The sequence below is a fragment of the Streptosporangium sp. CA-135522 genome, assembly GCF_050949235.1.
GTDB lineage: Bacteria > Actinomycetota > Actinomycetes > Streptosporangiales > Streptosporangiaceae > Streptosporangium.
Genome location: NZ_CP192026.1, coordinates 7,325,864 through 7,344,349 on the forward strand (window position 1 = coordinate 7,325,864; position 18,486 = coordinate 7,344,349).

At 69.2% G+C, this 18,486-nt stretch carries 14 protein-coding genes; 7 read left to right on the plus strand and 7 right to left on the minus strand.

Translation table 11 applies throughout. The features are described 5' to 3' along the window. Window positions 1-48 precede the first annotated feature (48 nt). From ACQPYK_RS34750 to ACQPYK_RS34760, 3 genes are all read left to right on the plus strand, one after another. A complete protein-coding gene (locus tag ACQPYK_RS34750) occupies window positions 49-1,248 on the plus strand; it encodes a thiolase family protein (RefSeq protein WP_433240594.1) in 1,200 nt (399 codons plus the stop codon). Next, window positions 1,245-3,317 carry a 3-hydroxyacyl-CoA dehydrogenase NAD-binding domain-containing protein gene (locus tag ACQPYK_RS34755; protein ID WP_433240597.1) on the plus strand — a complete coding sequence of 691 codons (2,073 nt, stop codon included), beginning with the start codon at window positions 1,245-1,247 and terminating at the stop codon, window positions 3,315-3,317. Before ACQPYK_RS34750 ends, ACQPYK_RS34755 begins: the two co-directional genes overlap by 4 nt. 161 nt (window positions 3,318-3,478) lie before the next feature. Next, window positions 3,479-3,925: an SSI family serine proteinase inhibitor gene (locus ACQPYK_RS34760; protein WP_433240600.1), complete on the plus strand. Its 447-nt coding sequence runs from the start codon at window positions 3,479-3,481 to the stop codon at window positions 3,923-3,925. A gap of 98 nt (window positions 3,926-4,023) precedes the next feature. Here the strand turns inward: ACQPYK_RS34760 and ACQPYK_RS34765 are convergent, their stop codons facing one another. Then, window positions 4,024-5,493: an amino acid permease gene (locus ACQPYK_RS34765; RefSeq protein ID WP_433240603.1), complete on the minus strand. Its 1,470-nt coding sequence runs from the start codon at window positions 5,491-5,493 to the stop codon at window positions 4,024-4,026. 152 nt (window positions 5,494-5,645) lie between these two features. Between ACQPYK_RS34765 and ACQPYK_RS34770 the strand changes: the two genes are divergently transcribed. Then, window positions 5,646-6,290: a DedA family protein gene (locus ACQPYK_RS34770; RefSeq protein ID WP_433240606.1), complete on the plus strand. Its 645-nt coding sequence runs from the start codon at window positions 5,646-5,648 to the stop codon at window positions 6,288-6,290. Here ACQPYK_RS34770 and dxs read toward each other — a convergent pair. Further along, entirely contained in the window at window positions 6,235-8,154 is a 1,920-nt protein-coding gene (gene dxs, locus ACQPYK_RS34775) for a 1-deoxy-D-xylulose-5-phosphate synthase (protein ID WP_433240609.1), read from the minus strand. The two genes, ACQPYK_RS34770 and dxs, sit on opposite strands and share 56 nt — an antisense overlap. 168 nt (window positions 8,155-8,322) lie before the next feature. Here dxs and ACQPYK_RS34780 point away from each other — a divergent pair, with 168 nt between their 5' ends. The 3 genes from ACQPYK_RS34780 to ACQPYK_RS34790 all read left to right on the plus strand — a co-directional run bounded on the left by ACQPYK_RS34780 (window position 8,323) and on the right by ACQPYK_RS34790 (window position 10,687). Beyond that, the gene (locus tag ACQPYK_RS34780; RefSeq protein ID WP_433240612.1) at window positions 8,323-9,129 is read left to right on the plus strand and encodes a neutral zinc metallopeptidase; all 807 of its coding nucleotides are present in this window, start codon (window positions 8,323-8,325) and stop codon (window positions 9,127-9,129) included. 99 nt (window positions 9,130-9,228) lie between these two features. Then, complete coding sequence (locus ACQPYK_RS34785; RefSeq protein ID WP_433240615.1) at window positions 9,229-10,008, plus strand: neutral zinc metallopeptidase; 780 nt, start codon at window positions 9,229-9,231, stop codon at window positions 10,006-10,008. A 238-nt stretch (window positions 10,009-10,246) separates the two neighbouring features. Continuing rightward, a complete protein-coding gene (locus ACQPYK_RS34790) occupies window positions 10,247-10,687 on the plus strand; it encodes a hypothetical protein (RefSeq protein ID WP_433240618.1) in 441 nt (146 codons plus the stop codon). Window positions 10,688-10,773: 86 nt separating this feature from the next. On the opposite strand, the gene ACQPYK_RS34795 is transcribed toward ACQPYK_RS34790, so the two are convergent. The 5 genes from ACQPYK_RS34795 to acnA all read right to left on the minus strand — a co-directional run bounded on the left by ACQPYK_RS34795 (window position 10,774) and on the right by acnA (window position 18,427). Then, complete coding sequence (locus ACQPYK_RS34795) at window positions 10,774-11,976, minus strand: ROK family transcriptional regulator (RefSeq protein ID WP_433240621.1); 1,203 nt, start codon at window positions 11,974-11,976, stop codon at window positions 10,774-10,776. 35 nt (window positions 11,977-12,011) lie between these two features. Then, a complete protein-coding gene (locus tag ACQPYK_RS34800; protein ID WP_433240624.1) occupies window positions 12,012-13,259 on the minus strand; it encodes a sugar ABC transporter permease in 1,248 nt (415 codons plus the stop codon). After that, a complete protein-coding gene (locus ACQPYK_RS34805) occupies window positions 13,256-14,020 on the minus strand; it encodes an ATP-binding cassette domain-containing protein (RefSeq protein WP_433240627.1) in 765 nt (254 codons plus the stop codon). The genes ACQPYK_RS34800 and ACQPYK_RS34805 overlap by 4 nt, the downstream gene beginning before the upstream one ends. Window positions 14,021-14,081: 61 nt before the next feature. After that, window positions 14,082-15,200 (minus strand): sugar ABC transporter substrate-binding protein, encoded by a 1,119-nt coding sequence (locus ACQPYK_RS34810; RefSeq protein ID WP_433240630.1) that lies wholly within the window; start codon window positions 15,198-15,200, stop codon window positions 14,082-14,084. Window positions 15,201-15,631: 431 nt separating this feature from the next. After that, window positions 15,632-18,427: an aconitate hydratase AcnA gene (acnA, locus tag ACQPYK_RS34815; RefSeq protein ID WP_433240633.1), complete on the minus strand. Its 2,796-nt coding sequence runs from the start codon at window positions 18,425-18,427 to the stop codon at window positions 15,632-15,634. Window positions 18,428-18,486 lie beyond the last annotated feature (59 nt).

Consider the following 18,486-nt stretch of genomic DNA (forward strand, 5'->3'; position numbering starts at 1 on the left):
GACCAGTAGCATAGGCGGGAAGCCACCCAGCAACGAGGAGCGAACCCCGTGCCTTCCTCTCGTGACGTCGTATTCGTCGACGGTGTGCGCACGCCCTTCGGCAAGTCGGGCCCCAAGGGCCTGTACGCCGAGACGCGCGCCGACGACCTGGTGATCCGCGTCATCCGCGAGCTGATTCGGCGTAATCCGAACCTGCCGCCCGATCGCGTCGACGAGGTGGCCATCGCGGCCACCACGCAGATCGGCGACCAGGGCCTGACCATCGGCCGCTCGGCCGCGGTGCTGGCCGGACTGCCCAAGAGCGTGCCCGGCTACTCGATCGACCGCATGTGCGCCGGCGCCATGACCGCCGTGACCTCGGTCGCCGGGGGCATCGCCTTCGGCGCCTACGACGTCGCCATCGCCGGCGGCGTCGAGCACATGGGCCGCCACCCGATGGGCGAGGGAGTGGACCCCAACCCCCGCTTCCTGGCCGAGCAGCTCGTGGACGGCTCCGCCCTGGTCATGGGCATGACCGCGGAGAACCTGCACGACCGCTACCCGACCATCACCAAGAAGCGCGCGGACGCCTTCGCCCTCGCCTCTCAGGAGAAGGTCGCCAAGGCCTACGCCGACGGCAGGATCCAGCCCGATCTGGTCACGATGGCCACGCGGTCGGCGGAGAAGGGCTGGGGCCTGGCCACCGCCGACGAGGCCCCCCGCCCCGGCACCACCCTGGAGGGGCTCGCCACGCTGAAGACCCCCTTCCGGCCGCACGGCCGGGTCACCGCGGGCAACGCCTCCGGAATCAACGACGGTGCGACCGGCTGCATCGTGGCCGCCTCCGACGTCGCCGAGGAGCTCGGCCTGGCGCCCAAGATGCGCCTGGTCTCCTACGCCTTCGCCGGCGTGGATCCCGAGGTCATGGGCGTCGGCCCGATCCCGTCCACCGAGCGGGCGCTGCGCCTGGCCGGGCTCTCCATCTCCGACATCGGCCTGTTCGAGATCAACGAGGCCTTCGCCGTGCAGGTGCTGGCCTTCCTGGAGCACTTCGGCATCGCCGACGACGACGCCCGCGTGAACCCCTACGGCGGTGCGATCGCCTTCGGCCACCCGCTGGCCTCCTCGGGCGTGCGGCTGATGACGCAGCTCGCGCGCGAGTTCGGCGAGCGCCCCGACGTCCGGTACGGCGTGACCACGATGTGCGTCGGCATGGGCATGGGCGGAACGGTCATCTGGGAGAACCTGGGCTGGGAAGGTAAGAAGTGACGGACATCAAGGAACTCTTCGCCGACGAGGTCGTCACCCGGGCGTTCGTCCGCGACGTGGAGCTGCCGTACGGCGCGGGCACCATGGCGCTGATCACGCTGGACAACGGCTTCGACCACACCAAGCCGTCCACGTTCGGCCCCGGGGGCCTCACCTGTCTGGACGAGGCCCTCGACTCGATCGCGGGCCGCGCGGACCTGGCGGCCGTGGGCGTCATCGGCAAGCCGTTCATCTTCGCCGTGGGCGCCGACCTCAAGGGTGCCGCCACGGTCGCCGAGCGGGAGCAGGCGCTGCAGATCGGCAGCCTGGGTCACGCGGTGTTCCGCCGCCTCGGCGAACTGGAGGTGCCGTCGTTCGCCTTCGTGAACGGCGCGGCGATGGGCGGCGGCCTGGAGGTCGCCCTCCACTGCACCTACCGGACCATCTCCTCCGGCGTGCCCGCGGTGGCCCTGCCCGAGTGCTTCCTCGGCCTGGTGCCCGGCTGGGGCGGCACCCAGCTCCTGCCCCGCCTGATCGGCCCGGCCGCCGCCATCAAGCTGATCATCGAGAACCCGCTCTCGCAGAACCGCATGATCAAGGGTCGGGACGCCTTCACGGCCGGCGTCGCCGACGCGATGTTCGAGCCCGCCGACTTCCTGGAGGAGTCGCTGCGCTGGGCGGCCCGGGTGTTGCGCGGCGAGGTGACCGTCTCCCGCACCGACCACACCGCCGAGGACTGGTCCAAGACCGTCGCCGATGCCCGCTTCCTGCTCGACATGAAGTTGCACGGCGCCTCCCCCGCTCCCTACCGGGCGCTGGAGCTGATCGAGCTGGCCCGCACCGCCTCACGCGACGAGGGCTTCGACGCCGAGGACCAGGCCCTGGCCGACCTCCTCATGGGCGACGAGCTGCGCGCCGGCCTCTACTCCTTCGACCTGGTGCAACGCCGGGCCAAGAAGCCCGCCGGAGCCCCGGACAAGGCGCTGGCCCGCAAGGTCACCAAGGTCGGCGTCGTCGGCGCGGGCCTGATGGCCTCCCAGATGGCGCTGCTGTTCGCCCGCCGCCTGGAGGTCCCGGTCGTGCTGACCGACCTGGACCAGGCCCGGCTGGACAAGGGTGTCGGCTACGTCCATGCCGAGGTCGACAAGCTGCTGGGCAAGGGCCGCATCTCCGGCGACCAGGCCAACCGGCTCAAGGCCCTGGTGACCGGCTCGCTTACCAAGGACGCGTTCGCCGACGCCGACTTCGTCATCGAGGCCGTCTTCGAGGACCTGAAGGTCAAGCAGAAGGTGTTCGCCGAGGTGGAGGAGGTCGTCTCCGCCGAATGCGTGCTGGCCACCAACACCTCCTCGCTCTCGCTCACCGAGATGGCCTCCTCGCTGCGGCACCCCGAGCGGGTGGTGGGCTTCCACTTCTTCAACCCGGTCGCCGTGATGCCGCTGCTGGAGATCATCCGAGGCGCCGAGACCGACGACGCGACGCTGGCCACGGCCTTCGCGGTCGGCAAGTCCCTGAAGAAGTCGTCCGTACTGGTCAAGGACGCGCCCGCGTTCGTGGTCAACCGGATCCTGACCCGGTTCATGGGCGAGGTCATCGGCGCCGTCGACGAGGGCACCCCCCTGGAGGTCGCCGACCACGCGCTGGACGGGCTCGGCCTGCCGATGACCCCGTTCGCGTTGCTGCAACTCGTCGGCCCGGCCGTCGCGCTGCACGTCGCCGAGACCATGCACGCCGCCTTCCCGTCCCGCTACGGCGTGTCGGACAACCTCGCCAGGCTGGTGGCGGCGGGCAAGCCGGGCGTCTACGCGCCGGACTTCTCGCTGGACGCCGAGGCGGTGGCCTTCTTCTCCGGCGGCACCTCCCCGTCGAGCGCCGAGGAGGTACGGCTGCGCGCGCTGCGGGCGCTTTCGGAGGAGATCCGCATCATGCTCGACGAGGGCGTGGTCGCGGCGGCCCAGGACATCGACCTGTGCATGATCCTCGGCGCCGGCTGGCCGTTCCACCTGGGCGGCATCACCCCCTACCTGGACCGCGCCGGGATCGCCGAGCCGCGCTTCCTGCCCCCGGGCGTGGCCTCCGTCCCCGCCTAGCGTCCGCGGCCCCGCTCTCGCGGGCGTCGGCCCTCCCCCGCTCCGGGAACCGGGAACGGTAACGGGGCGGGGGGAGGCGTCCGGACCTACGACCGGAGAACCGGCCGATCCTTTGCCGAAAGAGGGTCGGGCCGTTGCCCGGACGGGGAATCACCCCTCATGTGAGAATCGTCAAGATCGTCTCTGTGGCGGCGGCGTTCGCCTTCGGGACCGCGCTGCCCACGACCGCGCCGCCCACCAACGCGCTTCCCGCGACCGCGCCGCCCACCGGTGGGCTTCCCTCGAACGCCTCGCCTCTCCCCGGGCCCGTATCGTCCCTGACGCTCACCCTCTCCGTCGCCGGCGGCCCGGCCAGGAGCGTCCGGCTCGCGTGCGACGGACAGGCCGGCGGCCATCCCGACCCCACCACGGCCTGCGGCCTGGTCGGCAAGGTCGGCGGCGACCTGTCGAAACTCACCTATGACATCGACATGATCTGTCCCGACGAGTACGTTCCGCACACCGTACAGGCCTCCGGCACCTGGGAGGGCAGGCCTGTATGGTTCGGCAGGACCTACGACAACCGCTGCGAGATGACCGCCCTCACCGGTCCCCTCTTCCACATCTGAGCGCCGGCCCACCTGACCGCCCGGCCCGACGAAGCCACACCGGGCGGCTCCTCGGGCCGTGCCCGCCGGGCCGCGGCGCGCGGGAGGCGGGCCGCGGACTACCTGCGGACCGGTGAGAAGCGCGCCACCCGGCTGTGGCGATAGCCGTAGGTGGCGTAGACGACGATGCCGATGACCATCCATATGGCGAACCTGAGCCAGGTCTCCACCGGCAGGTTGAGCATCAGGTAGAGGCAGGCCAGCACCGACAGGATCGGCACCAGCGGGACCAGCGGGGTGCGGAAGGAACGCGGGAGGTCGGGCCGGGTGCGCCGGAGGATGACCACCGCTATCGAGACGACCACGAACGCGAACAGCGTGCCGATGTTGACCAGTTCGGCGATCGTCGACAGCGGCACCAGCCCCGCCAGGATCGCGACGATGACGCCCATCAGGATGGTGATCCGGTACGGCGTGCCGAACCTCGGGTGGACCTTCGACAGCCCGCGCGGCAGCAGGTTGTCCCGTGACATCGCGAACAGCACCCGCGACTGGCCGAGCATGAGGATCATCACGACGGTGGTGAGGCCGGCCAGGGCGCCGATGCTGATGAGCGTCGCCGCCCAGGTCTGGCCTACCGCCTTGAACGCGTCGGCCAGCGGCGCGGCCTCGCTGAGCTGCGAGTAGGGCTGCATGCCGACGACGACCAGGGAGACCGCGACGTACAGCAGCGTGCAGATGACCAGCGAGGCGATGATGCCGATCGGCAGGTCGCGCCGCGGGTTGCGGGTCTCCTCGGCGGCGGTGGCGACCACGTCGAAGCCGATGTAGGCGAAGAACACGATCGCCGCGGCACTGAAGATGCCCAGCACACCGAAGGCGACCGGCGTGATCCCGAACAGCACCTGGATCAGTGGCGCGGCCAGGCCCCCCACCGCGGGGGTGGGCTTGGACGGCGGGATGAACGGGCTGTAGTTGGCCGTGTTGATGAAGAACAGTCCCGCCACGATGACGAGCAGGACCACCGCGATCTTGATCGTGACGACGACGAGGTTGAAGCGGGAGGAGAGCTTGACCCCGGCGACCAGGATGGCGGTGAGCGCCAGCACGACCAGCGCCGCGGGCAGGTTGAAGGTCGCCCCCTCCCCGGCGATCGACTTGGGCAGGACGATCCCCATGGACAGCAGCAGTGAGGTCAGATAGCCCGACCAGCCGACCGCGACGACCGCGGCGCCGAGCGCCATCTCAAGCGTCAGGTCCCAGCCGATGATCCAGGCGGGGAACTCGCCGAGCGTGGCGAAGGAGAAGGTGTAGGCCGATCCGGCCACCGGCACGGTGGAGGCGAACTCGGCGTAGCAGAGCGCGGCCAGCGCGCAGACGATCCCGGCGGCCACGAACGACAGGGCGACCGCGGGTCCCGCCAGGTCGCGCGCGACCCGACCGGTGAGCACGAAGATGCCGGTGCCCACGATGACGCCGATGCCGAAGACGGTCAGGTCCAGTGCGGAGAGATCCTTACGCAGCCGATGCTCGGGCTCTTCGGTGTCCAGGATCGACTGCTCTATCGACTTGACGCGGAAAACCTCCATGGATCCCCCTTGACCATCCGGAGTCTCTATCCCCCACAGATCGAGTCATGCCCATCTGATCAATGGCTGAACGGTGAACTCGGGGTTCTTTAGGGGAAAGTCCCGATGCCCTCGCCTCCCCGGCACGACACCATCGAGTTATGCTCTTGGACATGCTTGGCCAATTGGACCCATATCTGGTCGGCGCGGTGCTGCTGGCGGTGCTGGCGCTGGACGGCTCCCTGCTGATCGGAGCCGTGCTCCCCGGAGACGCGGCGATCGTCGTGGCGGGCACCGCGTTGACCGGCCCCGCCGAGATCGCGGTGGCGGCCGTCGCCGGGATGGCCGGGTGTTACCTGGGCGCCACCGGCGGCTGGCTGATCGGCCGCCGGTACGGCTCACGCGTCCGTCACAGCAGGGTGGGGCGGTGGATCGGCGAGCACCGCTGGGCCCGGGCCGAGCGGCTGGCCACCGGCACGGGCAGCGGCCCCGCTCTCGCGGCCGCCTACTTCCTGCCCGTGGTCAACTCGCTGACCCCGATCCTCGCCGGGACCCTCGGCATGCCGTATGCCCGGTTCATCCGCTGGGCGCTGGCAGGCAGCGCGGCGTGGGTGACCACCTATCTGGTGCTCGGCTCCCTGGCCGGCGAGTTCGTCCGGGAGAACGAGCACCTGACGGTGCCGATCGCCGGATGCGTCGCCATCCTGGTCGCGGGCCTCGCCGTGATCGGCCGGCGGGCCCGCGCGAGCAGGACGGCGAGGGTCAGCGAGCCGGATGGTTCTCCAGCACCGCAGAGCGTTTCGCCACCGCCTCGGTGATCTCGCGGGCGATGTCCTGCGAGTTCAGGCCGATCTCACCGAGGATCTTCGCCCGCTTGGCGTGATCCAGGAAGCGCTGCGGGATGCCGTAGGTGCGCACCGGGACGTCCACGTCGGCATCGCGCAGCATCCGGGCGACCGCGTCGCCGACGCCGCCCACCCGGCCGTTGTCCTCGACCACCACGACCAGCTTGTGCGCACCGGCGGCCAGCACCAGTGCCTCATCCAGCGGCTTGACCCAGCGCGGGTCCACCACGGTCGTGGAGATCCCCTGGGCGTCGAGCAGGGCGGCGGCCTCCAGGCACAGCTCGGCCATCGGGCCGACGGACACGATCAGCACGTCGGGATCGCCCGCGCGCAGCACGTCCATCCCGCCGAGCTGCCCGACCGCCTCGACCTCGGCCGAGACCGGCCCCTTGGGGTAGCGGACGACGGTGGGGCCGTCGTCGACCTCCACCGCCTCGGCCAGCAGCTCGCGCAGGCGCGGCTCATCGCGCGGGACCGCGATCGCCAGGCCCGGGACGACCTGGAGGATGGACAGGTCCCACATGCCGTTGTGGCTCGCGCCGTCGTCACCGGTGACACCCGCCCGGTCGAGCACGACCGTGACCGGCAGCCGGTGCAGGGCGACGTCCATGAGGAGCTGGTCGAAGGCCCGGTTGAGGAAGGTCGCATACAGCGCCACGACCGGGTGGAGGCCGCCGAGCGCCAGGCCCGCGGCGCTGGTCAGCGCGTGCTGCTCGGCGATGCCGACGTCGTAGAGACGGTCGGGGTAGGCCTCGGAGAACGGGATCAGGCCGGTCGGGCCGAGCATCGCGGCGGTGATCGCCACAATGTCCTGCCGCTCGGCGCCCAGCCGTACGATCTCCTGGCTGAAGACGTTGGTCCAGCCGTGCGGCTTGGGCTTCTCCTCGCCGGTCAGCGGGTCGAAGACGCCCGGCGAGTGGAAGCAGTCCTCGTCGTGGTTCTCGGCGAAGGAATAGCCGAAGCCCTTCTTGGTCAGCACGTGCACGATGACCGGGCGGCGGAAGCCGCGGGCCTTGCGCAACGCGGTCTCCACGGCCTGCTCGTCGTGGCCGTCGACCAACCCGATGTATTTCAGGCCGAGGTCTTCGAACATGACCTGAGGAGCCAGGACGTCCTTGAGGCCCTTCTTGACTCCGTGCAGCGCGTCGTAGATCGGCGGGCCCACCAGCGGGACCTTCGTCAGGTTGTCCTTGACGAACTCCAGGACGTCCTCGTAGCGCTGGGTGGCCCGCAGCGAGGCCAGGTGGGAGGCGAGGCCGCCGATGGTCGGCGAGTAGGAACGACCGTTGTCGTTGACCACGATGATCAGCGGTAGGTCCTTGTGCGCGGCGATGTTGTTGAGCGCCTCCCAGGCCATGCCGCCGGTGAGCGCTCCGTCGCCGATCACCGCGACGACCGTGCGGTCGGCCTCGCCGCGCAGTTTGTAGGCCTTGGCCAGGCCGTCGGCGTAGGACAGCGCGGTGGAGGCGTGGGAGTTCTCGATGATGTCGTGCTCGGACTCGGCCTGGCTCGGGTAACCCGACAGGCCGCCCTCCTGGCGGAGCGTGTCGAACTGCCCGGCGCGGCCGGTGAGCATCTTGTGGACGTAGGCCTGGTGGCCGGTGTCCCACAGGAGGCGGTCGCGCGGTGAGTCGAAGACCCGGTGCAGGGCGATCGTCAGCTCGACGACGCCGAGGTTGGGTCCGAGGTGGCCCCCGATCCGAGCCGTGGAGCTGACCAGCAGGTCCCGAATCTCGGCGGCGAGCCTCGGCAGCTCCTCCGCCCCCAGCAGTTTGAGATCCCGTGGTCCCTTGACCGACTCCAGAAGACTGCCAGGCCGTCCGGTCCGCTCGCTCACGGAATCATCCCCTCTGTTCCAGTCAGCATCAGACCGAGTCTAGTTCGCGCGGCGGGCGCCCCCTCCAGGGAAGGGGATTCTGCACGTTTTATTCACACTTGCAATAACCTTTGCCTCACCATGAGCACTCTCCCCTTTAGGCAACTATCGTCACTCATCGTCGCTTCCTTGGCTTTTTCCCTGGTCATGGGCGTCGGTGCTGCGAACGCCGCCACTCCGTCAACCGCCAAGGTCCCCGCCGCCGCCGGCTCGGCCACCGAGCAGCAGGCGCCCCCGCGCGGCCGCACCGCCGCGACGGCCAACCCCATCTACCGGACCGGCACGCTGCCCTCCGTGCGCTGCGCGGCCGGGCAGATCCGCGCGGGAAGCGCGGCCTCCTACCGCACCTTCATGTCCCGTATCAACCGCTGCCTCAACCTCGCCTGGAAGACCCAGTTCAGGAAGGCCAAGCTGTCCTTCGCCCAGCCCAGGCTGCGTTTCACCACCGCCAAGGTCAGCAGCCCGTGCGGCCGCTGGCCCAAGGGCGCGGGCGGTTACTACTGCTCCAGCAACCGGACCATCTACATCGGCGTCTTCCGTGAGGTTCTCAAGAACCCGTACGCCCCCAACCACGCCCAGTTCATGGCGCACGAGTACGCCCACCACGTGCAGACTCTCGACGGCGTCATGAGCTACTACAGCCAGAGCATCTGGCGCGCCAGAACCTCCGCCAAGCTCGCCTTCTCCCGCCGTCTCGAACTGCAGGCCGACTGCCTGGGCTCGGCCTTCCTGCGGCAGATCGCCGACGACCTGCCGGTCGAGCAGGAGCACTGGGACGCGATGATCCGGTGGACCACCCAGAACGGCCACAAGACCTGGCCGACCAACGACCACGGCAAGGGCCCCAGCCAGGCCTATTGGCTCGAGCGCGGCTTCAACGCCGGTTCGCCGTCCGCGTGCAACACCTGGACCGCCTCCCCGCGTACGGTTGCCTGACCCTCGGCCGATCACAGCAAACGAAATGCGGCCCTACCCTCCCGGTACGGCCGCATTTCGGCTTTACCCGTACCTACTGCTCCATTAGGGTTCGGGATCATGCGCATCCCCCTCATCGCCCTGCTGTCCGGCGTGCTCGCGAGCATGTTGTTCGCCGGTACGGCGGTCGCAGGCGTCACGGAGCAGTCCGGGCCGGTGCCCACGGGCAATAGGGCCCTGACCGACAACCCGATCTACAAGACCGGGAAGTTGGAGTTCAAGCAGTGCGCGGAGCAGCCCGTCAAGCCTGACGACCTCGACTCCTCACGGGTATACCTCGAGTTCCTGATGGACTGTCTCGACAGGAGCTGGCAGGACCAGTTCACCAAGGCGAAGCTGCCGTTCTCCAAGCCCAGACTGGAGACGATCTCCCGGATCGGCCGTTCCACCGGCTGCGGCAAGTTCCCCGAGGGTGCCCAGGCGCTCTACTGCCCGGCCAACAAGAAGATCACCTTCCTCCTCAGCCCGGCGATCCTCTCCCAGTCGACCGAGCTGTTCCTGTTCCAGGTGATGGCCCACGAGTACGGCCACCACGTGCAGCAGCTCTCCGGGATCATGGGCACCGTCGACGGCAGGAAGTACAAGAACGTCAAGGCCTTCCTGCCGGAACTCCGCAAGATCGAACTGCAGGCCGAGTGCCTCAGCGGCGCCTTCATCGGCAGCGTCTGGCAGTCCCTGGGCCGCCGCCAGTCCGACTTCACCTACGTGCTGAACGCCGCCTATGACACCGCCTCCCACGGCAAGGCCGCCAACATCGCCTACTGGCTCAAGCGCGGCTTCGACCAGGAGGGCCCCGGCGCCTGCGACACCTTCTCCGCCCCCAAGTCCAAGGTCGCCTGACCCCGTCCCCGCTTTCCCCAGCCGCCCGCCGCCGCCCCACAGCCGCGCGACGGGCGGCTGTTTTTCACCCCGGGGATGGCCCCTTCTCTCCGCCGGAGGATGTTCGTAACGCCATGCCGGGCACGAGTGGCGACCGCACATCGACTCTGCGTAATCTAGGTCGCACCGCCTGAGTGCCCTCCGCGCCATAACACCAGGTCTGGTCCCCCCGTTGTTGAAAGGCGAGGAGAAGAACGCATTGAACACGACAGCCGTACGCCTGCAGGTCCTGGAGACCGACGTGGCCGTGCTCAAGGCACGTTCCGAGGAGGACAGAGTGATGAAGTCGGCGATGTTCGGGGTTCTCAAAGATCTGCACACCGTCACGACCGATCTCCGCACGGACATGATCGGGCTCCGCACGGACATGAACGAACTCCGCACGGACATGAACGAACTCCGCACCGATGTGAGCGGACTCCGCACGGACGTGAACGAACTCAAGGCCGGACAACAGGAACTCCGAGCCGACGTGAACGAACTCAAGGCCGGACAACAGGAACTCCGAGCCGACGTGGCCTCGGTCAAGCGGTCCGTGGGCAACCTGGAGACCTCGATGAAGCGGGTCGAGGGTGATGTGGCCGAGCTCAAGTCCGGTCATATCGAGCTACGCCATCTGGTGGCGGGCCTGATCAAGTAACGCGCCACGGCCGTCGGCACTCCTTCCGAGGAGGGGTGCCGGCGGTTTTTCCGTCTCCGGCGCCCGCCGCGGGGCCGTAGGGGACCTCAGGAGCCGGCGCGGGCGAGTACTTCGAGAGGGTCGGCGAGGACCTGGGCGAACGCCAGCTCGGCGGCGCCGACAAGGGTGGCGTCGTCGCCGAGGGCCGAGGTGCGCAGGCGCAGGCCGTCGCGTGAGGAGGACAGAGCGTCGACGGCGAGGCGGCTGCGGACCTGAGCGGCGGAGCCGAGGTAGACCTCGCGAAGCATTCCGCCGAAGACGACCATCTCGGGGTTGAAGACGTTGACGAGGTTGGCGACGCCCAGGCCGAGCCAGTCGCCGACGCGGCTCAGAGCCGCCTGCGCGACGATGTCGCCGCGGTCGGCGGCGTCGACCACGGCTCGGACCGCGTCCCGGCCTATTCGCGCGCCGAAGCGGCCGGCGGCCTCCAGCACGGCCCGCTCGCCCGCCTCGGCCTCCAGGCAACCGAGCGAGCCACAGCCGCACAGGCGGCCCTTAGGATTGACGATCATGTGCCCGACCTCGCCGCCGAATCCCTGGTGGCCGCCGAGGAGCTGACCGTTGACGATCACACCGCCGCCGATGCCCACGTCTCCGTGGAGGTAGATGAGGTCCCGGCAGCCGACGCCGACCCCCCGGGTGTGCTCGGCGAGGGCGGCGAGGTTGGCGTCGTTGCCCACCGCCACCGGCAGGCCGAGAGCCAGCTTGCGGGTCATCTCCTCGGCGAAGGGGACGTCCACCGATCCCATGTTCGGCCCGAACCTGACGACCCCGTCGCTGCGGCTCACCCCGCCGGAGAAGGCCGCTGCCACCCCGACGCACACCGTGTCCGGACGGGTCTTGCGGTGCATCTGCCGGGCGAATCCGGCGAGCGGGCCGACGACTTCGTCCAGGACGAACGGGCCGCGGCGCCGTACCGCCTCGCGCCGGTCCAGGATCGTGCCGCCCAGGCCCACGCGGGCGGCGACCAGCCGGTCGACGCCCACATCGAGGGCGAACACATAGACCCGCGCCGATTCCGGACGGACCACGAGGGAGGGCCGCCCCGCCCTGCCGGTCTCTCTGGGGAGCTCCTCCCTGACCAGACCGGCGGCGGTCAGGTCGGCGGTGAGGGCCATGATGGTGCTGCGGTTGAGCCCCATCCGGTTGGTGAGCTCCGCTCGCGAGGTCGGGCCGCCAAGGTGCACATGGCGGAGCAGCGCGCCGAGATTGTGGCGCCTGATCTCCTCTTGGGAGGGTCCAGCCCGCATCGCGTGGGTTTCCTTCGGGGGGTCGGGGTCGCTGATCACCTTAGACCAGTGGCGGCCGCCCGCTTGCGAGACAGAGCGTCGACCCCGGCGGCCAGCAGCAGAACGGAGCCGGTGACCATGAACTTCACGCCGGAGCTGTAGCCCATCAGACCCATGCCGTTCTCGATGACCGCGACCACGGTGCCGCCGAGGATCGCGTCCAGCACGCGCCCCTTGCCGCCGAACAGGCTGGTGCCGCCGATGACGGCGGCGCCCACCGCGTACAGCAGCACGTTGCTGCCGCCGGTGTTGGGGTCGACCGAGCTGGCCCGGGAGGCCGCGATGATGCCGCCGACGGCGGCCATGGCGGAGCAGATCACGAACGCGCTGATCTTCATCCGGTCGACGTTGATGCCCGCCCGGCGCGCGGCCTCGGCGTTGCCACCGACGGCGTAGAGATGGCGTCCGAACGCGGTACGGCGGAGCACGAACGTCCAGATCAGCAGGAGCACGACGATGACCGGCACCACGATCGGCACGCCCGCGAGCGAGACGACCGCCGCGTTGCGGCTGCGTTCCACGTTGAGGAAGTAGACGGCGACCCCGCCGAGCAGCGCGAGGGCGACGACCCGAAGCGCGATCAGCGAGATCGGGTCGGCCACCAGGTCGCGGGCGGCCCGCTTGCGGGCCCGGAGCAACTGCAGAGCGGCGTAGGCGATGACTCCGGCGGCCAGCAGCCCCCAGCCCAGGGCGGGCGGAAGGTTCTTGTTGGCGATCGCGAGGATCGTCTCGTCGCGGATGGCGATGATGGTGCCACCCTTGATCAGCAGCAGGACGAGCCCCTGGAAGGCCAGGAAGGCGGCGAGGGTCACCACGAAGGAGGGAATGCCGAGTTTGGTGACGATGGAGCCGAGCGTGGCGCCGATCACCACGCCGACCAGGATGGCGGCACCCACCGCGACGTACCAGGGCAGGCCCTGGCTGGTCAGCATGATCGCCAGGATCGAGGCGCAGACGCCGCTGGCGAATCCCGCCGACAGGTCGATCTCGCCGAGGAGCAGCACGAAGACCAGACCCATGGCGATCACCGTGACCGCGGCGCCCTGGGTGAGGAGGTTGGCGAAGTTGCCCGCGGTGAGGAAGGAGGGCCTCAGGACGGCGAAGACCGTGCAGAGCACCACCAGGCCGAACACGGCGGGCAGCGCGCCCATGTCCCCGCCGCGCACCCGCTCGGCGTAGCCGCGGACGTTGGCACTGATCGAGGGCGCCTCGGCCCTGCGCTCGGGGGAAATGGTGGCGCTCATGCCGTGACTCCGTTGGTGAGGCCGAGGTCCCCGCTCCGGCCAGAGGTGATCAGTTCGACGACCTGCGCGTGGGTGACGTCGGCGGTCTTCACCTGGGCCGCCATCCGGCCGAGGTAGAGGGCCGCGATCCGGTCGGACACGGCGAACACGTCGTTCATGTTGTGCGAGATCAGCACGACGGCCAGGCCTTGGTCGGCGAGGCGGCGGACCAGCTCCAGCACCTGCGCCGTCTGGGCCACGCCGAGTGCGGCGGTGGGCTCGTCGAGGATGACGACCTTGCTGTTCCAGAGCACGGCCTTGGCGATGGCGACGGTCTGCCGCTGGCCGCCGGAGAGGCTGGCGACGTGCTGGCGGATGGACTTGACGGTCCTGACCGACAGGCTCTTCAGCGTCCTGGCCGCCATCTCCTCCATCGTGTCCTCGTCGAGCACGATGCCGCGCTTGTGCTCGCGGCCGAGGAACATGTTCTGGACGATGTCGAGGTTGTCGCAGAGCGCGAGGTCCTGGTAGACGATCTCGATGCCCAGATCGGCGGCGTCCCGCGGGCTGTGGATCTGGACGGGCTTGCCGTCGAAGAGGTAGTCGCCCGAGTCGATCGGGTGGATGCCGCCGACGCACTTGACGAGGGTGGACTTGCCCGCGCCGTTGTCGCCGACCAGGGCGGTCACCTCCCCGGGGTAGACGGAGAAGGCGACGTCGTGCAGGACCTGTACGGGACCGAAGCTCTTGTCGATCCCGCGGAGTTCCAGAACGGGGGTCATGTGTGGCTCCTCGGATACGGGGCGCGGCCGGCGGAAGGCCGCCGGCCGCGCCACCGGCGCGTTACTGGATTCCGGCCTCGGTGCACTTGGCGGCGAACTCGCCGGTGCACAGCTCGTCCTTGGTCACGTATCCGTCGGCGACGACGTCCTTGACGTTGTCGAGAAAGATGGCCTGCGGATCGAGCAGGACCGCGGGCACGTCGGCGCCGCTCTCGGTGTCCTTCACCGAGCCGCTCGCCGTGGGCTTCTCGCCCTGGGCCAGCGCGATGGCGAGCTTGGCGCCGGCGTCGGCCTCCTTCTTGATCGCCTTGTAGACCGTCATGCACTGGTCGCCGGCGAGGATGTTCTGCAGGCCCTGCACGGTGGCGTCCTGGCCGGTGACCGGGACCTTGCCGTTGAGGTTGTTCTTCTTCAGAACGGTGATGGCGGCGTTGCCGAGACCGTCGTTGGCGGCCAACACGCCGGCGATCTTCGGCTGCTCGGTGAGCATCTGCTCGAAGATCGTGCCCGCCTGGGCGTTGTCCCAGTCCGGCACCGACTGGTCCGGGCCCTTGACGTACTCCTTGGCGTCGTACTTGGGCTTGAGCACGCCGTCGTAGCCGTTCTTGAACAGCGTGGCGTTGTTGTCGGTGGGCGAGCCGTTGAGCTCGGCCACGATCGGCTTGTCGGCCTTCTTTTCGGTCAGGCACTTCACCAGGCCCTCACCCTGCAGGGTGCCGACCTTGGTGTTGTCGAAGCTGACGTAGTAGGAGGCGCCGCCGTTCAGGGTCAGCCGGTCGTAGTCGATCGTGGCCACACCCTGGGACTTGGCCTTGTCGAGCACGGCCTTGCCGGTGCCACTGTCGAGGTTGACGATCATCAGCACGGTCGCGCCGTTGGTGATCATCTGGTCGGCGATGGTCTGGAACTGGGTCTTGTCACCCTGGGCGTTCTGGATGTCGTAGGCGACGCCCGCGGCCTTGAACGCCTCCTCCAGGTATTTGCGGTCCGCGGTCTCCCAGCGGGCGGAGGACTTGCTGTCCGGCAGGATGACGCCGACCTTGCCGGCGGCCGCGGCCTTGGTCTCTGCAGGGGCGGCGCTGCTGTTCTGGGCGGTGTCGCCGCTCTCGCTCCCGCAGGCGGTGAGACCGAGAGTCATCGCCGCGGCGGCGGCGGTCAGGCTGAGGATCCCCTTGCGCATGGTGCACGGGTCCTTTCTTGAAAAGTGGGGGGTATGGGTGGAGCATGCCGACTTCACCGGCGCGGCCGTCCGGGCTCCGGATCACCGTTCCGTTGAATGTTGTTTGCGGCAACGTATTCCCCGTTGTCCAGGAGCGCTAGACCCTCTAGAGGTAAAGTTTGTTGTGGCTAGTAACAATCCAAAAACACGGACTCAACCGATCGCGCGCCGCGTGATCAACGAGATGTCCCCTATCGCGGCCGGAGCGGGCGTCACCTCGCCCGGACCGCCCTCCGGGAACGGCGGAGCGGGACGAACGGATCGGACACCGCTCGCACCGGTGTGAAACGCGAAAAGCCGCCCGGCGGGATGATGTCCCGCCGGGCGGCTCTGGTCCGGGGTGTTCCCCCGTTTCGTGGGCGAGGCTTACGTGCGGCCTCGCCCTCCCTGGCTCAGCTCTTGGCGAGCAGGGAGCGCAGGACGTACTGCATGATGCCGCCGTGGCGGTAGTAGTCCGCCTCTCCGGGGGTGTCGATGCGCACGACCGCCTGGAATTCCTTGTCGCCCGCCCTGACCGTCACGGTCTGCGGGATGCCGCCCTCGTTGAGCTCCTCGACGCCGGAGATGTCGAAGGTCTCCTCACCGGTCAGGCCCAGCGACTGCGCCGTCTCGCCCTCGGGGAACTGCAGCGGCAGCACGCCCATGCCGATCAGGTTGGAGCGGTGGATGCGCTCGTAGGACTCGGCGATCACCGCGCGGACACCGAGCAGCGCGGTGCCCTTGGCCGCCCAGTCACGAGAGGAGCCGGAACCGTACTCCTTGCCCGCCAGGACGACGAGCGGGACGCCCGCGGCCTGGTAGTTGGCGGAGGCGTCGTAGATGAAGGACTGCGGGCCGCCCTCAAGGGTGAAGTCACGGGTGTAGCCGCCTTCCACCCCGTCGAGCAGCAGGTTCTTCAGCCGGATGTTGGCGAAGGTGCCGCGGATCATCACCTCGTGGTTGCCGCGGCGGGAGCCGTAGGAGTTGAAGTCCTTGACGGCGACGCCGTTCTCGCGAAGGTATTCCGCGGCCGGGGTGCCGGGCTTGATGGAGCCCGCCGGGGAGATGTGGTCGGTGGTGACCGAGTCGCCCAGCTTGGCCAGCACCCGGGCGCCGGAGATGTCCGTCACCGGCTCCGGGGAGGCGGGCATCCCGTCGAAGTAGGGGGCCTTGCGGACATAGGTGGAGTTCGGGTCCCACTCGAAGGTGTCGCCGGTCGGGATCGGCAGCGAGCGCCAGGCCTCGTCGCCCTTGAACACGTCGGCGTAGTCGTGCAGGAACATCTCCTGGTCGATGGAGGAGGCGACGACCGCCGAGATCTCCTCCGGCGAGGGCCAGATGTCGGCGAGGAACACCGGCTCGCCGTCGGTTCCGGTGCCCAGCGGCTCGGTGTTCAGGTCGAGGTCCATGGTGCCCGCGAGGGCGTAGGCGACGACCAGCGGCGGCGAGGCCAGGTAGTTCATCTTGACGTCGGGGTTGATCCGGCCCTCGAAGTTACGGTTGCCGGACAGCACCGCGGTGACCGCGAGGTCGTTGTCCTGGATGGCGGCGGAGATCTCCTCCTGCAGCGGGCCGGAGTTGCCGATGCAGGTGGTGCAGCCGTAGCCGACCAGGTTGAAGCCGATCTTGTCGAGGTACGGCTGGAGGCCGGAGCGCTCGAAGTAGCCGGTGACGACCTGCGAGCCCGGGGCCAGGGAGGTCTTGACCCACGGCTTGCGGGTCAGGCCCTTCTCCACCGCGTTCCTGGCCAGCAGCGCGGCGCCCATCATGACGAACGGGTTGGAGGTGTTCGTGCAGCTCGTGATGGCCGCGATCGTCACCACGCCGTGGTCGATCTCGAAGCTGGTGCCGTCGGCCAGCGTGACCTGGACCGGCTTGCGGGGGCGGTCGCCGTTGAGGCCGGGGGCGTGCGGCTTGTCGCCGTTGCCGTCGTGGGAGATCGCCGGGGAGTCGGAGGCGGGGAACGACTCGGCGGACGCCTCGTCGACCGGACCCTGGATGCTCGGGGCGTAGTCCTTGACGGCCGCGCGCCAGGCGCTCTTGGCGTCGGACAGCGCGATGCGGTCCTGCGGGCGCTTGGGACCGGCGATGGACGGGACGACCGTGGACAGGTCCAGCTCGATGTACTCGGAGAAGACCGGCTCCTCGGCCGATGGGTCCAGCCACAGGCCCTGGGTCTTGGCGTAGGCCTCGACCAGCGCGACCTGCTCCTCGGAGCGGCCGGTGAGGCGCAGGTAGTTGACCGTCTCGCCGTCGATCGGGAAGATCGCGCAGGTGGAGCCGAACTCGGGGCTCATGTTGCCGATCGTGGCCCGGTTGGCCAGCGGCACGCTGGAGACGCCCTCGCCGTAGAACTCGACGAACTTGCCGACGACGCCGTGCTTGCGCAGCATCTCGGTGATCGTGAGCACCAGGTCGGTGGCGGTGGCCCCGGCGGGGAGCTTGCCGGTCAGCTTGAAGCCGACCACGCGGGGGATCAGCATGGAGATCGGCTGGCCGAGCATCGCGGCCTCGGCCTCGATGCCGCCGACGCCCCAGCCGAGGACGCCGATGCCGTTCTCCATCGTGGTGTGGGAGTCGGTGCCGACGCAGGTGTCGGGGTAGGCGGTGAGCACCGCCTTGCCGTCCTTTTCGGCGCTTCGCGTCATCACCACGCGGGCCAGGTGCTCGATGTTCACCTGGTGCACGATGCCGGTGCCCGGCGGGACGACCTTGAACTCGTCGAAGGCGGTCTGGCCCCAGCGCAGGAACTGGTAGCGCTCGCGGTTGCGCTCGTACTCGCGCTCGACGTTGCGCTGGAAGGAGTCCGGCCCGCCGAAGAAGTCGACGATGACGGAGTGGTCGATGACCATCTCGGCCGGCGCGAGCGGGTTGATCCTGGCGGGGTCGCCGCCGAGGTCACGGACGGCCTCGCGCATGGTGGCCAGGTCCACGACGCAGGGGACACCGGTGAAGTCCTGCATGATCACGCGGGCCGGGGTGAACTGGATCTCCACGCTCGGCGCGACGGTGGGGTCCCACTGGCCGAGCGCGCGGATGTGGTCGGCGGTGATGTTCGCGCCGTCCTCGGTACGGAGCAGGTTCTCCAGAAGGATCTTCAGGCTGTACGGGAGGCGTCCCGACCCCTCGACGGCGTCCAGCCGGTAGATCTCGTATCCCGCGTCACCGACGCGGAGCGTGTCACGGCTGCCGAAGCTGTTCGCGGACACGGTTCGCCTCCCTCATCACCCAATTGTCCGGCGCGCCCACCATAAAAGGCGCAACTGAA